The sequence below is a fragment of the Paenibacillus sp. FSL P2-0136 genome, assembly GCF_037975325.1.
Lineage (GTDB): Bacteria > Bacillota > Bacilli > Paenibacillales > Paenibacillaceae > Paenibacillus_AQ > Paenibacillus_AQ silagei.
Map to the genome: position 1 here is coordinate 1,668,996 of NZ_CP150244.1, position 15,027 is coordinate 1,684,022.

Sequence of the window (15,027 nt, forward strand, 5' to 3'; positions counted from 1 at the left end):
GATTTAAACGACCCCTTTGTGAAGATGAATTTGTAACCTGCACTTCAACTCATTGTACACGATTTTAATAAAAAACGTCTATTTCTTTGGCAGCTGTGTTAAACTAGGAGGTGATGTTTTTTAAAGCTGTCGCTTCTACTTACTCTACTTGGCCGTATCACATCTATCTCCTAACAGACGTAAGGCGAGCCAAAGTCAACTCTGGAAAAGCGGTGATTGTACATGCAGACTTTGCTGCTCTGGCTATTTTATATCTCTACCTTTTATGCTTTTATTCCCGGTATGATCAGCCGTTTATTTGGTTATCGTGTCTTCCGCAAAGGAATTGGGCGTACGGATTACGGCCTGACCTTTGATGACGGGCCAGACCCGCATTATACACCGCTGCTGCTCGATCTGCTTAAGCGCTACGATGCGAAGGCGACCTTTTTTGTCGTTGGCTCGCACGCGGAGCAGCACCCCGAGATCATCAAGCGAATGCATGACGAAGGGCATTTGATCGGAATTCATAATTATGTGCACAAGACGAACTGGCTGATGCGTCCCGCCACGGTGAGGAAGCAGATTGACCGGACGGACGAGATCATCTTCTCCATTACCGGCGAGCGCAGCACGTATTACCGTCCTCCTTGGGGAATCGTGAACCTGTTCGACTTCTCCAAACGCCGTCAGGTGCAGATTGTGCTGTGGTCGGCGATGTTCGGCGACTGGAAGGAAAAGCTTGGAGCGGAGAAGCTGACCGAGAAGCTTATTGCGAAGCTCGGCCCGGGGGAGGTGCTGCTGCTGCATGACTGCGGTACGACGATCGGCGCTGATCCGAATGCACCGGAGCATATGCTGATTGCGCTGGAGCGGATGTTGGCCGAGGCCGAGCGGCGCGGACTGCACAGCGTCCGGATTGACGAGATGATCAAGGCGGTGCAGCGCTCCCCGATCACGCATTTGTCCTTCGGCAAGCGGCTGCTTGTCGGTTTATGGCTGGGCTGGGAGAAGCTCTTTCAGCTGCTGTTCCAGATCAAGACAATCTCGCAGGAAGACCCGTTCCTGCATTACCGGCTGCGCAAGTACCAGGGCAGAACGGTCCACATGGATAATGGCGAGACCTTAAGCAAGGGCGACAAGGTGATCGAGCTGCATTTCGATAACAGGCAGCTATTCGAGCTGGGAATTCATTCCCGTTCCACTGCCCAGCTTGCGATCCGCCTGATCCGCCGGATGGAGAAGGATCTGCCGGTGCTGGCCGAGCGGATTTGTGGTGATGTGGAGCTAGCTGAAGCCAAAGCGCTCTACGGAGTCAGCATGATCAACCGCGGGCCGGAGAAGTTCGGCTTCATCGTACTGGATCTGCCCAGCGGACTGTTCGCCAGCAGCACCAAGTTCTACCTTAGTATTCTCATGAGTGTGATTCATCCGTCAGGCGGCGCAAGACTTAAGGAACGCAGTGACCAACTGGTGCCCAAGATGATACTGATGCCGGTATCGCAGCTTCTGGACCAGATGAACCGTCAGCTTCCGCACAAGCATGTGGAGCAGCGGGTACACGAAGAGGAACGGACGCTTGAAGCTGAGCTTCCCGGAGCAACGGTAGTTCATTGAAGATGAAGCATACGCAGTTTAATGCACTTATATTGATTACAATCTCCGCTGGCCTGAATGGGCTGGCGGTTTTTTAGTTCCTGCACATGATGCAACATTTTTCTCCTCAAAGCTTCAATTCCTGCAGCAAAAAGAGCAGCTCCAACCGAATTTGCGGTTGGAGCTGCTCATATCATCATTACATTTGCTTAAGGCTGCGGCTCTAACGATTAGATCTTCAGCACGCCGCCCTTGCTTGCATTGGTAACCAGCTTGGAGTAACGGGCCAGATAACCGGTCTTCACCTTCGGCTCGAATTCTTTCCAGCCCTGGCGGCGGACCGCCAGCACTTCCTCGTCAACCAGCAGCTCGATCTTGCGGTTGTTGAGGTCCAGCTCAATGATATCGCCATCCTCTACAAAAGCGATCGGTCCGCCCTCAGCCGCTTCCGGAGAGATGTGACCGATGCTGATCCCGCGGGAGGCACCGGAGAAACGTCCGTCCGTGATCAGGCCAACCTTGGCGCCCAGGCCCATACCGACGATCTGTGAAGTCGGCGCCAGCATTTCCGGCATGCCCGGTCCGCCCTTCGGACCTTCATAACGGATAACGACTACATGGCCTTCTTTGACCTTGCCGTTCGCGATACCTTCCAGTGCTTCTTCCTGAGAGTCGAAGCAGATGGCAGGTCCTTTGTGATAGCCGCCAACAGAAGCATCCACGGCACCCACCTTGATGATGGAGCCTTCAGGAGCCAGGTTGCCGTAGAGTACAGCCAGTCCGCCAACTTGGGAATAGGGGTTGTCAATGGTATGAATAACAGATGTATCCTGGATCTCATGGCCGGTTACATTCTCGGCCAGTGTCTTGCCGGTAACCGTCATGCAATCGCCGAAGATTGCGCCTGGCTTCTTCAGTAATTCGTTCAGCACGGCGCTTACGCCGCCCGCCCGGTCCACATCTTCGATGAAGATATCGGAGGCCGGAGCCAGCTTGGCCAGGTAAGGAACCCGGTTGGCTACTTCGTTGATGCGTTCCAACGGATAATCGATTTCGGCTTCCTGAGCCAGTGCCAGGGTATGCAGTACGGTGTTGGTCGAGCCGCCCATCGCCATATCCAGCGCGAAGGCATTGTCCAGCGATTCCTGGGTTACGATATCACGCGGCTTCAGGTCCAGCTTGATCAGCTCCATGAGCTGGGTTGCTGACTTGCGGACGAAGTCTCTGCGTTCTTCGGCTACGGCCAGGATGGTGCCGTTGCCCGGAAGCGCAAGGCCCATAGCTTCAGCCAGACAGTTCATGGAGTTGGCAGTGAACATGCCGGAGCATGATCCGCAGGTAGGACAGCCGTATTGTTCGAGTTCGAGCAGCTCAGCATCGTTGATCTTGCCGACCTGATGCGCGCCAACGCCTTCAAATACAGAAGTGAGGGAGAGCTTCTTGCCTTTGCTGTCTACGCCGGCCTTCATCGGCCCGCCGCTGACGAAGATTGTCGGGATGTTGACGCGCAGTGCGCCCATCATCATGCCCGGGGTGATTTTATCACAGTTGGGAATGCACACCATACCGTCGAACCAGTGCGCGGATACTACCGTTTCCAGAGAGTCGGCAATGATCTCGCGGCTTGGCAGCGAATAACGCATACCGATATGACCCATGGCAATCCCGTCGTCAACGCCGATCGTGTTGAATTCGAATGGAACCCCGCCGGCTTCACGGATGGCTTCCTTCACGATTTTGCCGAATTCCTGCAGATGCACATGACCCGGAACAATATCGATATAGGAATTGCAGACCGCGATGAACGGTTTGCCGAAATCCTCTTCTTTAACGCCTGCTGCCCGCAAAAGGCTGCGGTGAGGAGCGCGGTCGAAGCCTTTTTTGATCATATCTGATCGCATTTTCTTGTTTGCCATGATGACTTTTCCCCCTAACAATATTGGTAAAGCGAATATAGTGCCGCATTAACGCATTGCAATCCCGAAATATACGTACCCTGCGGTGATTGGTTACGAACGTTAATAGAGAGTCTATCACAAAAATCCTGTTTTTTCTACCGGGCAGTGTGAAGTTTGTCGGGGGGTCACGCATGTAAAGTCTGGGCTAATATACAGAAAGAAGCCTATTCCGTATAGGATAGACTTCGGCAAATTGATATAGCATGGCAGCTTCATTCTATAGAGAGCGCCGGATGGCGGCACGCTGCAGGGAGATCATCCACTCTACGGACGGCTCCACGAGCGGGTTCAGCAGACGTCTGACCGTAGGCTGGGCGAGCAGCACCGTACATCCTACTGCACCGGCGAGCAGCAGCGCTGCTCCGGCCGGGTTGCCGATATAAGTATACAATCCGGAAATCACCGCCGTGCGGACCACAAAGCCATGCAGCAGAAAAACATAGAGGGTCCGGCGTCCCAGGCCGGTCATGCGGCTTAACCCGTAAGGCACCAGGCCCAGAAATGCCAGAGAAGCGATGAATTGCAGGCCATAGACCGCGAGCCGGAACAGACCCGCGTACCATTCATGGGCGCCAAGCTGCATATAAGTCATACTGCCGTATAGCCAGCCTATGGGGAGATTACTGCCAAGCAGGCCGATAGCAAGGAGCAGCAGGAGCGAAGCGGCGGCGGCAATGCTTTTGACATACCGCTGGTACAGCTTCACGAAAGCCCCGAAGGAGAAATGGTACCCGATCACAAAAAAGGGCAGGTAGACAAAGGTGCGGCTGATGCTGAACCAGATCCCGTCCAGCTGCAGATAACCTACGGCCACCCCTGCGGTAAGAGCGAAGGCCAGCTGGGCGCTGCGGGTCCAGCGGCTCATGCCCAGCATCAGCAGGCGCCAGCAGATGTGGCTGGCCAGGAACCAGAGCAGCAGATAAGGAGCGAAGAACGAATGCTGTATATTATTCACATGAAACAGGGAGGCGTCAAGTAGGGAGTAGAGGCTCTGAAAAATAACATATTGCAGGGCAATCTGTAGCAGCATCTTGCGCCCAGGCGCTCCATGCAAGCTTGAACGGGCAAAGTATCCGGTTACCAGCACAAACAGCGGCATATGAAAACTGAAGATCCATTGGTAAAGCGTATGAAGTCCGCTCATTTCTTGAATCAGGGGTTCGATCGCATTGGCCACAAAGACAGTTACAATAAGCATGAAGCGCAGATTAAGAAAAAAGGTCTCTCCGCGCGTGTTAAGCGGGCTTACCCGGGTCATGACGTAACCTCCAATGAAATTAGGGTTTGCGTAGGGTTTGATACTTTAATTTTAAAATACATGATTTCCGGACAATAAATTGTGAAATACATCACAATAGTAAGCGCTATCATTGGAAACGGATAGGGCCAGATGTGGCGAAGTCTTGAAGGTTGTTTGAATTCACCGATTCCCTTATAATTTTCAGTATGCAGGAATCGGGAGTGAACACTAATGAAAAAGAATATAATCAGACGCCGTGTGCTTATTGGAGTGGTGTTGGTTCTACTGGTGGCGGGGGTGTTTATATGGAGATATCTGACCCCGTATAAGCCGGAGGCACGGGCTGAAACCGCTCTGATCTCTGCCGGGGGCGTCACTGTTGAACAGAATGACAATTGGATCTCGTTCGACCCTTCAGTGGTGCTCGGCACCGCCGTGATCTTTTATCCGGGCGCACTGGTCAAGGCGGAAGCATATGCGCCGCTGGCCCGTAAAGTTGCCGCTGCCGGTCACCCGTTCTACATTGCCAGAATGCCGCTTAATCTGGCTGTAATTAAAGGGGATGCCGCCGAAGAGATTATCCGCGTGCATCCGAAGCAGTCCTTTGTCCTGGGCGGACATTCGCTCGGCGGCGTAATGGCTTCACGCTTCGCTGCGGATCATGCCGGCCAGCTGGAAGGCGTTTTTTTTCTGGCCTCGTATCCCGATGAGAAAGGCAGCCTGAAGAACACCACGCTATCCGTCTTGTCTGTGCTTGGCACGCAGGATGAAGTCGTAGATCAGAAGAGCTATAACAAAGGGCGTTCCTATCTGCCGGGCAATACCGTATATGTGTCGGTTGACGGCGGTAACCATGCCCAATTCGGCAGCTATGGCGCGCAAAAGGGTGACGGGACCGCTACGATTACCGAAGATGAACAGCAGACCCGGACCGTCCGGGCGATGCTGGACTGGCTGGGGAATCTGCGCCAGAGCAAATGAACAACGAATACTTGAAGTAATATATCTTATGCAGAGGAGCGCTGGAATGCCTGTATTGCACATCAATGAACTCTCCGTTCCCGTAAGCGGCATCCTGTTCGATAAGGACGGCACGCTGCTTGATCTCCTGGCCACCTGGGGCAGCTGGGCTGAACTGGTGCTTGAGGGGCTGGGCAGCCAGCTGACTTTAATGGGCAGCAGACCCGTTACGGGAGCCGATCTGGCCCCGGTGCTGGGGACGACGCATGATGCTTCCGGACGAATTACCGGTTATGATCCCGCCGGTCCGCTCTCCATGGCAACGGCTGAGGAATCCACCGGAATTCTGGCCTGGCAACTCTATACAGCAGGTCTCCCATGGAATGAAGCGGTGACGCGCGTGAATGCCATCTCCAAGGAGGCCATGAATGAGCTTCGCCGCCGCCGTACGGCTGTACCCATGCCGGGAGTATTGCCATTCCTGGGGCAGTGTGCCGCCGCTTCCCTGAAGCTTGGCGTTGTGACCTCTGACAATCTGTCCACTACCCGTGAGCATCTGGAATGGCTTGGCATTTCAGAATACTTCGGGGCGGTGGTTACCCGCGACCAGGTAAAGTACGGCAAGCCTGCACCGGAGATAGCCGAGAAGGCCTGCCGGGAGCTGGAGCTGCGTCCCGAAGACACAGTGATTATCGGTGACAGCAATGCGGATATGCAGCTGGGCCGTGGGGCGGGACTGCGCCTTGCAGTCGGGATCTCACCGGACGGAAGGACAGACCATCTGCTGGATGCGGATATTGTGGTATCCGGCTATCCGGCGCTCCGCTTAACAATCTGAATGCATTACGAATGAGGTACAGAGAGGACAGGTGTAGATTATGGAACAATTACAGCTACTGGCTTCCTGGATTCAAAAAAGCAATAATATCGTCTTTTTCGGCGGTGCCGGAACATCGACGGAGAGCGGCATCCCGGACTTCCGTTCGGCAGCCGGTCTGTACCAGACACAGCACAACTCCCCTTATCCGCCTGAGGTGATGCTCAGCCGCAGCTTTTTTATGTCCTCGCCGGACATTTTTTTTGATTTCTACCGCAGCAAGATGATACATCCGGGAGCGAAGCCGAACGGGGCCCACCGGCTGCTCGCGGATCTGGAGGAGAGCGGGAGGCTGAAGGCGGTCATTACGCAAAATATCGACGGCCTCCATCAGATTGCCGGCAGCCGCCGGGTTCTGGAGCTGCACGGCTCTATCCACCGCAATCACTGCATGGGGTGCCAGCGCTATTACGGCCTGGAGGAATGGCTGGAGCAGGAAGGCTCTGTGCCACGCTGTGAGGACTGCGGGGGCATCATCAAGCCGGATGTGGTGCTCTATGAGGAAGCGCTCGATCATGAAGTGCTGGTTGAAGCCGTGGATGCCATTGCAGCGGCGGATCTGCTGATCATCGGCGGTACCTCGCTTACGGTTCATCCTGCTGCAAGCCTGGTTACTTACTTCAGGGGACAGCATACTGTATTGCTTAACGGCGAGCCTACCCCGTATGACGATCAGGCAGATCTGATTATTACAGAGCGTATCGGAGATGTGCTGGGTAGAGTGCAGGGACTGCTGGGCTAATGCCCAGTTTTTTTGTAGAGTGAGATTACTTATGAAGCCATGAGTTTAAAGAAGGGTATTCACACAAGAGATACGAGAGGCAGGGATATAACATGGTATATGTGGCTAGTGATGAACGGTATGAAGGAATGCGTTACAACCGCACCGGCAGGTCAGGTCTCAAGCTTCCAGCCATCTCACTGGGCCTGTGGCATAATTTCGGCGGCATTGATGCCTTTGAGAATGGCCGCGGGATGATTACCCGTGCCTTTGATCTTGGAATCACCCACTTCGATCTGGCGAATAACTACGGGCCTCCGGCCGGATCGGCGGAAGAGCTGTTCGGCAAAGTGCTGGCCCGGGATCTCGCGCCGTACCGTGACGAGCTGGTGATCTCGACCAAGGCGGGATATACGATGTGGCCCGGCCCTTACGGGGACTGGGGTTCACGTAAATATATCCTGTCCAGTCTGGACCAGAGCCTGAAGCGGCTGGGACTGGACTATGTGGATATCTTCTATTCCCACCGCCCGGACCCGGACACGCCCATGGAAGAAACGATGGGAGCGCTGGATCATGCTGTACGCTCAGGCAAGGCGTTGTACATCGGCTTGTCAAACTATTCGGCGGAGCAGACGCAGCAGGCTATTGCGATCCTGAAGGAGCTGGGCACCCCGCTGCTGATTCATCAGCCGAGGTATTCCATGCTGGACCGCTGGATTGAAGGCGGGCTTCAGGATGTGCTGGAGGAGCATGGGGTGGGCAGTATTGCCTTCACTCCGCTGGCGCAAGGTCTGCTGACGAATAAATATCTGAACGGCATTCCCGGAGATTCCCGGGCAGCCGGACCTTCGGCAGCGCTGAATGAGAGCCGGATTACGCCGGAGGTGCTGCGCAGAATCCACGCGCTGAACCAGATGGCCGTAACGCGCGGCCAGAGTCTGGCCCAGTTTGCCCTGCTCTGGACGCTGCGCGGCGGGCGGATCACCTCGGCGCTGATCGGCGCCAGCCGGGTCAGCCAGATCGAAGAGAATATCGCCGCGCTGTCCCACAGTGACTTCACGCAGGAGGAGCTGGACCGGATCGAAACGATCCTTAAGACAGAGGATTGAAGCTTAAGGCGCTCAGCCTAAGAGTTGCCATAAGGTCCGGCTTCCATAGATAACAATGCAAGCAGCCCGCTTCCTGTTCAGGAGACGGGCTGTTGCTCTAGGCGATATAGCTATTTCTCTCCAGGGTTCACTGTGGCCTGGCGGTAAGCGGTGGGGGACTGGCGGTAGAAACGCTTGAATTGCCGGGAGAAATACAGGGCATCGGTCAGTCCGACCGATGCCGCTACCTGCTCCACGGACAGCTCGGGACGTTCACGCAGCAGCTGGCGCGATTTCTCCACCCGCAGCTTCAGCAGGTAAGTGACCGGAGAGAGCCCCGTCTCCTGCTTGAAGATGCGGGAGAGGTAAGCACGGTTATACCCAAGAGAGCCGCACATCTGTTCAATCGAGACCGGATGGGCATACTGAGAAGCCATGTAGTGAATCATCTGCTTCACCGTCCGCTTGATCTGTGATTCCGCACCCGGCAGCCGGGTGGAGGAGACCAGCAGCTCCGCCGCTTCGCCAGCGATAAGGTACAGATACCCCAGAGAGGTCAAGGCGGCGCTCTCCTTATTGGCATAGAAGGCGGACATCATCCCGGCAAGCGCTCCGGGTATTACACTGCCGCCTGCGGTAGACAGCACCGGGGCGAGCGGCGCGAAGCCCGCCTGCTCCGCAAGCTGTCCGGCATCGGCGCCGGTGAAGGCGGCCCAGCGGTAACGCCAGGGCGCCTGCTGATCCGAGATGTAGCTGACCAGCTGGCCCGGGTGGATCAGGAAGCAGTCTCCGGCTCCCAGCTCGTACGTATGCTCCTCTGTCCGGAAGACCCCGGAGCCTGATTCAATATAATGGAGCAGATAGTAATCGTAGATCTTGGGACCCGCCTGATGCAGCGGGAGGGTCTGGCTCTCTCCCGCAAAGAGTACATGCAGCAGCTGCTTATCGTAATAGACAGGATTTGATCCTACTGAATAGGTATGTTGCACTGCAAGCCGCCTTTCCTGAGCAGAACGCTTCCATAGCTAAGTGTATAGGGAGCGCCCGTTCACTTTTCCTCATACCGAGTATAGTCTCTTCAGGAACGAAAGTCACATTTGTCCATATATTGCACACATGATTGCATTATCAGGGCAAGTCTGATTTTATTATAATGTAAGCATGAAGGACGTAAGTTGAATTCCAAAGCGCAAGCAGCGAAAGGGTGGAGTGGCAATGTTGAGCACACAGGAACTGAACAGCAAATTTATTGAGAAATATGGGGAAAGCAAGGAAGAAGCAAGGGTATTCTACGCTCCGGGCCGCGTGAATCTGATCGGAGAGCATCTGGACTACAACGGAGGTTACGTCTTCCCGGCGGCGCTGGACTTCGGCACCACGCTGATCGTGCGCCCGCGTGCAGACGGCAAGGTTCAATTCGCATCGACGAATTTACCTTACGAAGCTTCTATTGACTATAGCGAGATCGGCAAAGCCAAGACCGGCGAATGGATTGACTATCCGGTGGGTGTGCTGGTAGAACTGGCCAAGAAGGATCTTCCGCTATCCGGCGGCTATGACCTCCTGTTCCACGGTGAAATTCCTAACGGCTCGGGTCTGTCCTCTTCCGCTTCGATCGAGGTAGTCACAGGCTTCGCCTTCCTGACGCTGCTTGGCGGAGAGATAGATACGGTGGAGCTGGCCCTGCTGTCCCAGCGTGTGGAGAACCAGTACGTCGGCGTGAACTCCGGGATTATGGACCAGTTCGCTGTAGCCAACGGCAAGCGCGACCATGCCATCCTGCTGATGTGCGATACGCTGGAATACAGCCTCGTACCTTTTGTGACAGGCAGCTATAAGCTGGTCATTGGCAACACGAACAAGAAGCGCGGTCTGGTGGACTCCAAGTACAATGAGCGCCGCAGCCAGTGTGACGAGGCTCTGGCTATTCTTAAGCAAGAGGTGCCGGGCCTGTCTTATCTGGCTGAGCTGAAACCTGAACAATTCGAGCTTCATCAGGATAAAATTACGGATGAAACCGTCAGACGCCGGGCCCGCCATGTAGTGGAGGAGAATCAGCGTGTGCTTGACTCGGTGGAGGTGCTGAAGAACAATGATCTGAAGCAGTTCGGCCTGTACATGAATGACTCCCATGTCTCCCTCCGCGACCTGTATGAAGTCAGCTGCGAGGAGCTGGATGTAATGGTGGAAGAAGCGCAGCGCATTCCTGGCACACTGGGATCACGGATGACAGGGGCCGGATTCGGGGGATGTACGGTATCGCTGGTACACGAGGATGATGTGCAGCGGTTCATAACGGAAGTTGGAGAAGCCTACAAGAACAGAACCGGCCTGACCGGCGAATTCTATGTATGCGGCATCGGCAACGGCGTGGAAGAATTGAAAGGAGTGAAATAAGATGGCGATTCTGGTAACGGGCGGCGCAGGATACATCGGTTCACACACAGTAGCAGAGCTGCTGGACCGCGGGGAAGAGGTTGTGGTGATCGACAATCTGCTGACAGGGCACCGCGAGGCGCTGCTGGGCGGCAAGCTGTACGAGGGCGACCTGCGCGACAAGGCGCTGCTGGCGAAGCTGTTCTCCGAGAATGAGATCGAAGCGGTGATTCACTTCGCAGCCAGCTCCCTGGTGGGCGAGAGCATGAAGGACCCGGTTAAATACTACGACAACAATGTGTATGGAACGCAGTGTCTTCTAGAAGCCATGCAGCATGCTGGTGTGGATAAAATCGTCTTCTCCTCCACTGCCGCCACCTACGGCGAACCGGAAAAGGTGCCTATCGAAGAGACTGACCGCACCGAGCCTGCGAATGTCTACGGCGAGACCAAGCTGACCATGGAACGCATGATGGCCTGGTTCGACAAAGTGCTCGGTATCAAATACGTAGCGCTGCGCTACTTCAATGCCGCAGGCGCACACGCCAGCGGCAAGATCGGCGAAGACCACCGTCCGGAGAGCCATCTGATTCCGCTGGTGCTCCAGGCTGCGCTGAAGCAGCGCGAGAATATTGCAGTGTTCGGGGAAGACTATCCGACAGAGGACGGAACCTGCGTACGCGACTACATCCATGTCAGCGATCTGGCGGATGCGCATGTCCGTGCAGTCACTTATCTGCGCAGCGGCAGTGCAAGCAATGTCTTCAACCTTGGCAACGGCCTGGGCTTCTCTGTGAAGCAGGTCATTGAGACTGCGAAGAAGGTTACCGGCCTGGACATTCCGGTTGTGGTTCAGGACCGCCGCTCCGGAGATCCGGCAGTACTCGTCGCTTCCTCTGACAAAGCCCGCAAGGTTCTGGGCTGGGACCCGCAGCATGCCGATCTGGAAGGCATTATTCAGAGCGCCTGGAGCTGGCACTCTGCCAATCCGCAAGGGTACGGGGAGTAAGAAGCAATTCTGCTTGTTGCCCGAAGGTGAAATAGACAGAATGCAAAGCGCCGCATAAGGCACCATAGAAGGAGAAATGAAATGCAGAACGATAATAGTACGGCTGCTGCCGCTGAGAAGGCGCTGTATGCGATTGAACAGCTGGTTCTGTTTGCCGGACATACGGGACTTATTCAGCCAGCAGATGTGGATTACAGCCGCAATGAACTCCTGGACCAGTTCGGCTTCAGCGAGCCTTATCCCGGCGAGTTCACTGAAGGTCCGCTGGACAGCCCGCAGGCCCCGCTGGACCAGCTGATTGATTACGGGTTCAGTCTCGGGCTGATCCCGGAGAATACGGATACGTACCGCGACCTGCTGGATGCGAAGATTATGGGCCTTCTGATGGCCCGCCCGTCTGAGGTGAATGCGGAGTTCGCCGCGATCCAGGCGGCACAGGGCATTCAGGCGGCAACGGACCGCTTTTATAAGCTGAGCATTGATTCCAACTATATCCGTATGGACCGTGTAGCGAAGAATGTGTATTGGCTTCAGGAGTCGCCGTACGGGGATATTGAGATGACGATCAACCTCTCCAAGCCGGAGAAAAGTCCGAAGGAAATCGCCATGGCCCGGCTGCTTCCGCCTCCGGTCTATCCGAAGTGCCAGCTATGCCGTGAGAATGTCGGCTATGCCGGCCGGGTCAATCACCCGCCGCGTCAGAACCTGCGCGTGATCCCGCTCTCGATGAACAGCGAGAAGTGGTTCTTCCAGTTCTCGCCTTATGTCTACTATAACGAGCATTGCATCGTGTTCCACCACGATCATGTGCCGATGAAGCTGACGAAGGATACGCTGAAGCGTCTGCTTAGCTTCGTGGAAGCCTTCCCGCATTATTTCATCGGCTCGAATGCTGATCTGCCGATTGTCGGCGGCTCCATTCTGACGCATGACCACTTCCAGGGCGGACGGCATACGTTCCCGATCCAGAAGGCGCCCAAAGAGGACACCTTCACGCATGCCTCGTATCCCGGCGTCCGCTTAAGCACTGTGAAATGGCCGATGTCCGTGCTGCGGATGCATGCGGAAGATCCGGCGGTGCTGCTGGAGGCAGGCAACCATATCTACGAATCCTGGAAGACTTACAGCGATCCGGCCGCCGAAGTGCTGGCGTTCAGTGAAGAGGACGGTGAGAGTGTTCCGCATAATACCGTTACCCCTATCGTGCGCCGGGCAGAGGACGGCGGCTACGAGATGGATCTGGTGCTGCGCAACAACCGGACCAGCGAAGAATATCCCGAAGGGATTTTCCACCCGCACCGGGAGATGCACCATATCAAGAAGGAGAACATCGGCCTCATTGAGGTAATGGGTCTGGCGATTCTACCGGGGCGGCTCAAGGAAGAGCTTGACGCCATCGCTGGCATATTGGCGGGCGACACTGCGCTTCTCGGAGATGTCCAGAGCCAGGGCCAGGAGCATCCGCTGGCGCTGCACACTTCCTGGATTACCGAACTGGTAAGCCGCTTCGGTACCTCCTTGAACCGAGAAGAAGCGGTGAAGACCATCCAGAATGAGGTGGGTACGAAGTTCACTTACATTCTGGAGCATGCCGGAGTCTACAAACGCACGCGGGAAGGGCAGGCGGCCTTCCGCCGGTTCCTGAACAGCAGCGGCTTTAACTAAGTCTGGATAGAATGAATGTACAAAGAAATCGTTCCTTTGAGAATGGCTGGGTGGTCCCTCCATTTCACCAAATGAGCGATTTTTTTTGTTGCTTTGAAATCTGGACACAACAGCGATTGGAACAACGTTCTGTTTGCGGAGCGTCCACCCAAGTGCTCACGTTGATTCTAATCCAAAATAGAGAGCTGTGCGATTTGAATGCGCCAAGCTGGAGGACTATAATAGACAGTGCTTCACATTCACATACTCATGGAGGTTTACCCATATGCGCAAGTTTGAATTTTATAACCCGACCAAGCTTATTTTCGGACAGGGAACATTGCAGGCACTCCGTACCGAGGTGCCGAAATACGGTAAGAACGTACTGCTGATGTACGGCGGCGGCAGCATCAAGCGCAGCGGCTTGTACGATAACGTCATTGCCGAGCTGGCTGCGGTTGGTGCCGTAGTTACCGAGCTTGCCGGAGTGGAGCCGAATCCTCGTCTCTCAACGGTACATAAAGGTGTAGCGTTGTGCCGTGAGAATCAGATTGACCTGATTCTTGCCGTCGGCGGCGGCAGTGTGCTCGATTGTGCCAAGGCGGTGGCCGTCGGAGCGAAATATGAAGGGGATATGTGGGACTTCGTAGAACGCAAGGCCGCACCTCAAGGTGCGCTTCCGCTGGGAACCGTGCTGACAATGGCAGCCACCGGCTCCGAAATGAACAACGGCTCGGTCATCACCAACGAAGTGACCCAGGAAAAAATGGGCTGGGGCAGCATCCATGCCTATCCGGCCTTCTCGATCCTTGACCCGGAGAACACCTTCTCCCTGCCGCGCGACCAGACGGTGTACGGTATGGTGGACATCATGTCCCATACGCTGGAGCATTATTTCCATACAGACAGCAATACGCCTTTACAGGACGGCTTCTTGGAGACTCTGCTTCGTACCGTGATTGAGACGGCTCCTAAGCTGATTGAGGATCTGAACAACTACGAGCTTCGCGAGACTATTATGTACTGCGGGACGATGGCGCTGAACGGAATGGTCAGCATGGGCTTTGCCGGTGACTGGGCTACGCACAACATTGAGCATGCCGTATCCGCTGTGTATGATATTCCCCACGGCGGCGGCCTGGCGATTCTCTTCCCGCAGTGGATGAGATATAACCTCAGCACGAATCCTGCCCGCTTCCGCCAGCTGGCTGTGAACGTGTTCGGCATTGACCCTTCCGGCAAAACCGATGAACAGACCGGCCTCGAAGGCATTGAAGCGCTCCGCCGCTTCTGGGATTCCATTGGCGCTCCGAAGACGCTCGGCGATTACGATATCGACGACAGCGAAATCGGCAGCATGGCCGACAAGGCGGTCCGCTTCGGTCCGTTCGGCAACTTCCGCAAGCTGGAGCGTCAGGACGTAGTTGAAATTTATAAGCTGGCTTTGTAAGTCAGCCATCGACAGTACAGCCGCTTCCCGTCTAAGGGGGCGGCTTCTTTGGTCTGTTAATTTTCCCGCTTCCGGCATACATTAATGAGAGCAATACCCAACTTTGTGAAACCAAGGGCATGACAG

At 55.2% G+C, this 15,027-nt stretch carries 12 protein-coding genes; 9 read left to right on the forward strand and 3 right to left on the reverse strand.

Annotated features, from left to right (window positions below; translation table 11 throughout):
* The first annotated feature begins 222 nt into the window (after nt 1–222).
* On the forward strand, nt 223–1,596 hold the full coding sequence (locus NYE26_RS06935; RefSeq protein WP_339254872.1) for a polysaccharide deacetylase family protein: 1,374 nt from the start codon (nt 223–225) through the stop codon (nt 1,594–1,596).
* 209 nt (nt 1,597–1,805) lie between these two features.
* Here the strand turns inward: NYE26_RS06935 and ilvD are convergent, their stop codons facing one another.
* Both ilvD and NYE26_RS06945 read right to left on the reverse strand, forming a co-directional pair.
* Entirely contained in the window at nt 1,806–3,491 is a 1,686-nt protein-coding gene (ilvD, locus tag NYE26_RS06940) for a dihydroxy-acid dehydratase (protein ID WP_036722581.1), read from the reverse strand.
* Nucleotides 3,492–3,750: 259 nt separating this feature from the next.
* Nucleotides 3,751–4,791 carry a fucose 4-O-acetylase gene (locus NYE26_RS06945; RefSeq protein ID WP_339254874.1) on the reverse strand — a complete coding sequence of 347 codons (1,041 nt, stop codon included), beginning with the start codon at nt 4,789–4,791 and terminating at the stop codon, nt 3,751–3,753.
* Between the two features lie 213 nt (nt 4,792–5,004).
* Between NYE26_RS06945 and NYE26_RS06950 the strand changes: the two genes are divergently transcribed.
* The 4 genes from NYE26_RS06950 (at nt 5,005) to mgrA (ending at nt 8,443) form a co-directional block, all read left to right on the forward strand.
* Nucleotides 5,005–5,754 (forward strand): alpha/beta hydrolase, encoded by a 750-nt coding sequence (locus tag NYE26_RS06950; protein WP_339254876.1) that lies wholly within the window; start codon nt 5,005–5,007, stop codon nt 5,752–5,754.
* A 46-nt stretch (nt 5,755–5,800) separates the two neighbouring features.
* A complete protein-coding gene (locus tag NYE26_RS06955; RefSeq protein ID WP_339254878.1) occupies nt 5,801–6,571 on the forward strand; it encodes an HAD-IA family hydrolase in 771 nt (256 codons plus the stop codon).
* A 40-nt stretch (nt 6,572–6,611) separates the two neighbouring features.
* Entirely contained in the window at nt 6,612–7,352 is a 741-nt protein-coding gene (locus NYE26_RS06960; RefSeq protein WP_339254880.1) for an NAD-dependent protein deacylase, read from the forward strand.
* A 92-nt stretch (nt 7,353–7,444) separates the two neighbouring features.
* Entirely contained in the window at nt 7,445–8,443 is a 999-nt protein-coding gene (gene mgrA / locus NYE26_RS06965; protein ID WP_339254882.1) for an L-glyceraldehyde 3-phosphate reductase, read from the forward strand.
* A gap of 110 nt (nt 8,444–8,553) precedes the next feature.
* Here the strand turns inward: mgrA and NYE26_RS06970 are convergent, their stop codons facing one another.
* On the reverse strand, nt 8,554–9,411 hold the full coding sequence (locus tag NYE26_RS06970) for an AraC family transcriptional regulator (protein ID WP_339254884.1): 858 nt from the start codon (nt 9,409–9,411) through the stop codon (nt 8,554–8,556).
* 229 nt (nt 9,412–9,640) lie between these two features.
* On the opposite strand from NYE26_RS06970, the gene NYE26_RS06975 reads away from it, so the two are divergent.
* From NYE26_RS06975 to NYE26_RS06990, 4 genes are all read left to right on the forward strand, one after another.
* A complete protein-coding gene (locus NYE26_RS06975) occupies nt 9,641–10,819 on the forward strand; it encodes a galactokinase (protein WP_339257377.1) in 1,179 nt (392 codons plus the stop codon).
* 1 nt (nt 10,820) lies between these two features.
* A complete protein-coding gene (galE, locus tag NYE26_RS06980) occupies nt 10,821–11,807 on the forward strand; it encodes a UDP-glucose 4-epimerase GalE (protein ID WP_339254886.1) in 987 nt (328 codons plus the stop codon).
* Nucleotides 11,808–11,888: 81 nt separating this feature from the next.
* Complete coding sequence (locus NYE26_RS06985) at nt 11,889–13,472, forward strand: UDP-glucose--hexose-1-phosphate uridylyltransferase (protein WP_339254888.1); 1,584 nt, start codon at nt 11,889–11,891, stop codon at nt 13,470–13,472.
* A 265-nt stretch (nt 13,473–13,737) separates the two neighbouring features.
* Nucleotides 13,738–14,901 (forward strand): iron-containing alcohol dehydrogenase, encoded by a 1,164-nt coding sequence (locus NYE26_RS06990; protein ID WP_036722565.1) that lies wholly within the window; start codon nt 13,738–13,740, stop codon nt 14,899–14,901.
* The last annotated feature ends 126 nt before the right edge of the window (nt 14,902–15,027 follow it).